Genomic DNA, 3,457 nt, shown 5'->3' with positions numbered 1-3,457 from the left:
CGGTATAAATTACGTTATACGGTGCGCGACGTCGCGCTCATTTCCGCGATCGTCCTCTCGAGCTCATTTCTGCTGTCGCATGCTTGGGCGAACAGCACACCGCCCCCTGCGGGAACTGCGGGAGCGCGACTGGTGTTCGAAAAATCGACTGTTTCGATCTCAAACGAACAAAGGTCGGCGCTCGACCATGCAGCCGAGGAAATGGTGGCGAAGTGCGGGCCGGACTGGGCCGCAAAGTCTTGGGTACGCATCGAATACTCGGTTGCCCCTATGTCGCTTCCTCGGCGAGATTATCAACTCATTGGAACGCGGGCAGAGCGCGTTCGCGAGTACATGAAGCGGTTCAATCCCAAGCTCACGCGGGTGTTGATTGATATATCGGAGAGTCCATTTGACGACACTGCTGGTAGTAAGTTTGATCACTCGATCGTTGTGTCCATGATGTGCAGCCTGTGAATGCCCTGCATAACATGTCAATCGACGCGGACCCACAACAGCAGGAGGCGGCTCCGCCGCAAAGGGTGATGGTCCGGTCATTTTTACGTTAGGCAGCAGAAAAAAATGCGCGCACCTGGTCCTTCGAGCAACATTACTCAGTTGGTTTTTTGTCGCGAGAACGTTGATCCCGACGTCGTGACAAATCGGCTCGGGTTGGATCCATCGGAAGCTGTGAGGCTTGGTGAGTGCACAACGACGGGCGTTAGAGCGGGATCCGCGTCGCCGGTTGGTCTGTGGAAACTGGATCTACCAGAGGCTGGCGAAGATCTCACGGTGGAGCAGCAGTTGGCCAAGTGGATTGGACTCCTTCAGCCGAGGTCTGCGGCGCTAAGCAGCCTGCGGTGTGAGGGTTACTCGCCTTATCTGGACTGCCGGGCAGAGCAAGGCTCGTTGTCGCTTTGTATCGCGCCTGATGTACTCGCGTCACTTGGCGAACTGAATGTCTCACTTAGCATCTGGCTTTATGAGCAATCGTGATCGCCAACTGACTAACATGACAATCGACACGTACCCACAACATCAGAAGGCGGCTTCGCCGCAAGTTGTTGTGGTCCGGTCATCTTCACGTGAGGCCGTAAAAAAATACTCTCTGTCTGCCAATTTCCGTCAGCCGCAGCGTGACCAGTCCTAACCGGTTGCTGGTGTCTTTGCTTCGCGTTCACCAAGCCGCATGCAGATCGGTATGTTTACGACTTTAATTGCTCGGAATAGCAGCGGGCGGGGGCGCCGCCTTGGTGGTCTTGGTGAACTCCGTCGAGGCCACCATCACCGGGCTTGATTTCGGGCTGCGCTGCCAATGCTCGTCGGCTGCTTTTTCAATCGCGTCCTTGTCGTAAACGCCTTTTGAGAGGTCAGCCCATACATGCACATAGGCCCGGCACCAGGCGTTCCTGGCCTCATTGACCTTTTCTTCGGAAAGTTCCGGAGTGGCGCCAGGGTTGGGATCGGATTCGGTGGCCATGCAGCCATCGTAGCTGCCGATGGCTGGCGAGTCTACTGCTGTGAGGGCGCAAAGAGCCGGCCCGTGGCAGACGTTACCTTACCTCACGCAACCTATCCCCTCAAGCGCAACCCTGACATCCGCCGGCCCCCGCACCTGAACCGCCTGAAGCCCGGCGGCCCTGGCGCCTTCGACGTTGTCGGGGTGGTCGTCAAAGAACAGGATGGCGTTGAGCGGAACGCCCATCGCGTCAGCGACGTATTCAAAAGAGCGGCGCTCAGGCTTGCGGTAACCGATCTCGGACGACACAAAAATTCGCTCGAATGACTGCGCCAGGCGGGGGTAAAGCGCGGTCCATACCGCCTGATGTGTGGCGTTGGTGTTGGAAAAAACATAGCACGGGAGATGGTTACGCGCTTCCTGCACCAGGTCGAGCGTCTCGGTGATCTCGTCGCCGAAAATGGCGTTCCAGCCTGCGGTGATGTGTGCCGGATTGTCTTGAAGCTGCAAGGCCTCGGCCAGATGGGCGAAGTAATGCGCCGCCGTGATTTCGCCGCGCTCATGCTGCTGGTAGGGCAGATCGGCGCTGAAGGTGGCTTTCAGCTCTTCGAGCGATAGCCGGGAGATTGGCTGCCAGTGCTCAAGCACGCGGTTGAAATCAACATCGATCAACACGCCGCCTAGATCGAACAGCAGTGCCTGGACTTTGGTGGTTTGCATGTTGCTGGGTTTTATGGGTTTTTGTAGGTCTTGTCGCTGTGCGGCGCAGCCAGGAATTCAGGCAACTGTTCAGCCCGGGCAGAGAACTCACACAGGGCTGGGTAGTCAGCCGCGTTCACTACCTCTGGAATCATGGCCTGCGTGAAGTGCCATGTGATGCCCGTGGTCACGCCGTCCTGGCCCATGGTGCCGCTGGTCGCCGCCAGCGGTTTGCGCCGAAGTTCTGATTCCAGTTCACCATAGGCCGCCAGCAACTGGCCCGTCACACGAGACACCCAGGGCTGGTGCAGCTTTTCAGCGGGGCGCAGGTTGCGCTCATAGATGATCTGCACGCTTTTTTCACAGGCGGCCATGGCCAGGCCAATCACGCGCAGTGCCTGCTGGCGTTCGGCAATGGCCGCCGRCATCAGGCTTCTGGGCGGCGCCTGCTGCACGGCCAGCGCCTCGGCGTAGTCGATGATCAGGGTGGAGTCCATGAGCACCGTGCCGTCGTCACACACAAGTGAGGGCGCTTTGACAACCGGGTTGATCTGCCGGAATTTCTCAAAGGTGCTGAAGACCGAGACCGATTGATGTTCAAAGCGCAGGCCGAGGAGTTGCAGGGAAATGGCTACGCGGCGAACGTAGGGCGAGTCGAGCATTCCTATGAGTTGCATGGCAGTTCCTGTTCAGGGTTTACCGGTCACGACGGATTTGTCTTTATGAGGAAGAGGCGGCGACTGGACCATGAGGTCGCGCACCGAGCCAATGGCCAGCGCCAGAAAAGCGGCGGCGCAGAGTTTGTAAGTGACCTTGGCCCACCGCATGCCGGCGCGGCGAAAGATCCTGTCAACCACTGCCGCGCAGAAGAAAGCCCATACCACCGACGACACCATGAAGCCCACAAAAAAGATGCCGTAGTCGGTGGCCGTGGGTTCATGGATTCCCACGGCGCCCAAGGCGCTGCCGAGCGCGGCCCAGTAGGCAATGTTTTGTGGGTTGGTGATGGACAGGAGAACCCCTGCGCGCATGGCCTTTTGGGGTTCGGCCGTTGCCGGGTCCGTTAAAGCGAATTCCTGGCTGGCGCAAAGCCATGAGTCGCGCGCAAGCCAAAAGAGATACAGCGCCCCGGCGATACCGACGGGCCAGCGAATCCACTCCAGCTGAAGCAGCAGCCCGATCCCGACCAGCCCGAGCAGGGCCCACAGCGCGTCGCCGGCCAGTGAGCCGATTTGTACCGCCAGGGCAGGCCGGAAACCGCCGCGCACGCCCTGGCRCACCGTTTCGGCAAAAACAGCACCCGGCGCGGCATTGAACAAT

General features: G+C 59.1%; 6 protein-coding genes. 2 read left to right on the top strand and 4 right to left on the bottom strand.

Annotated features, from left to right (window positions below; all coding sequences use genetic code 11):
- Positions 1-456, top strand: a 456-nt coding sequence (locus AC1DWI_RS17020; protein ID WP_477725272.1) for a hypothetical protein, incomplete at its 5' end; no start/stop codon positions are given.
- 105 nt (positions 457-561) lie between these two features.
- Positions 562-975: a DUF4279 domain-containing protein gene (locus AC1DWI_RS17015; RefSeq protein ID WP_477670806.1), complete on the top strand. Its 414-nt coding sequence runs from the start codon at positions 562-564 to the stop codon at positions 973-975.
- Between the two features lie 217 nt (positions 976-1,192).
- Here AC1DWI_RS17015 and AC1DWI_RS17010 read toward each other — a convergent pair whose 3' ends face one another.
- The 4 genes from AC1DWI_RS17010 to AC1DWI_RS16995 form a co-directional block, all read right to left on the bottom strand.
- Positions 1,193-1,459, bottom strand: a complete 267-nt coding sequence (locus AC1DWI_RS17010; RefSeq protein WP_477670805.1) for a hypothetical protein — start codon at positions 1,457-1,459, stop codon at positions 1,193-1,195.
- A gap of 78 nt (positions 1,460-1,537) precedes the next feature.
- Complete coding sequence (locus AC1DWI_RS17005) at positions 1,538-2,158, bottom strand: HAD-IA family hydrolase (protein ID WP_477670804.1); 621 nt, start codon at positions 2,156-2,158, stop codon at positions 1,538-1,540.
- Positions 2,159-2,169: 11 nt separating this feature from the next.
- Positions 2,170-2,814, bottom strand: a complete 645-nt coding sequence (locus AC1DWI_RS17000; protein WP_477725271.1) for a glutathione S-transferase — start codon at positions 2,812-2,814, stop codon at positions 2,170-2,172.
- A 12-nt stretch (positions 2,815-2,826) separates the two neighbouring features.
- Positions 2,827-3,456 (bottom strand): LysE family transporter, encoded by a 630-nt coding sequence (locus tag AC1DWI_RS16995; RefSeq protein WP_477725270.1) that lies wholly within the window; start codon positions 3,454-3,456, stop codon positions 2,827-2,829.
- Between the last annotated feature and the right edge of the window lies 1 nt (position 3,457).

The organism is Polaromonas sp. P3_C2 (assembly GCF_056402675.1).
Note: the sequence above shows the minus strand (reverse complement) of the source record. Positions and strands in the feature narration are given on the sequence as shown.

Excerpts from the sequence above, each read along its gene's own strand:
- AC1DWI_RS17005 (WP_477670804.1), bottom strand. The coding sequence starts at position 2,158 with ATGCAAACCACCAAAGTCCAGGCACTGCTGTTCGATCTAGGCGGCGTG.
- AC1DWI_RS17015 (WP_477670806.1), top strand. The coding sequence starts at position 562 with ATGCGCGCACCTGGTCCTTCGAGCAACATTACTCAGTTGGTTTTTTGT.
- AC1DWI_RS17010 (WP_477670805.1), bottom strand. The coding sequence starts at position 1,459 with ATGGCCACCGAATCCGATCCCAACCCTGGCGCCACTCCGGAACTTTCC.